Source organism: Desulfovibrio sp. OH1186_COT-070, from assembly GCF_003860215.1.
Lineage (GTDB): Bacteria > Desulfobacterota > Desulfovibrionia > Desulfovibrionales > Desulfovibrionaceae > Desulfovibrio.
This window is the reverse complement of record NZ_RQYH01000175.1, coordinates 1-443: the sequence shown is the minus strand read 5'-3', so window position 1 is coordinate 443 and position 443 is coordinate 1. Positions and strand designations below refer to the sequence as shown.

1 rRNA gene is annotated in these 443 nt (G+C 51.2%); it reads right to left on the bottom strand.

From position 1 onward, the window contains the following. Nucleotides 1-435 (bottom strand): 16S ribosomal RNA (locus EII23_RS12415); the annotation flags it as partial. Between the last annotated feature and the right edge of the window lie 8 nt (nucleotides 436-443).

Here is a 443-nt window from a genome sequence, read left to right as displayed (position 1 = left end):
ACGATCCGAAAACCTTCTTCACTCACGCGGCGTTGCTCGGTCAGGGTTGCCCCCATTGCCGAAGATTCCCTACTGCTGCCTCCCGTAGGAGTCTGGGCCGTGTCTCAGTCCCAGTGTGGCCGATCACCCTCTCAGGTCGGCTATGTATCGTCGCCTTGGTAGGCCGTTACCCCACCAACTAGCTAATACAACGCAGGTCCATCTACTAGTGATGCATTTGCATCTTTCAAGCATCTAACATGTGTTAAACACTGTTATGCGGTATTAGCTATCGTTTCCAATAGTTATCCCCCGCTAGTAGGCAGGTTACCTACGCGTTACTCACCCGTTCGCAACTCCTTCTACTCTAGCAAGCTAAAGTAGTCAGCGTTCTACTTGCATGTATTAGGCACGCCGCCAGCGTTCGTCCTGAGCCAGGATCAAACTCTCATTTAATCTTGTTC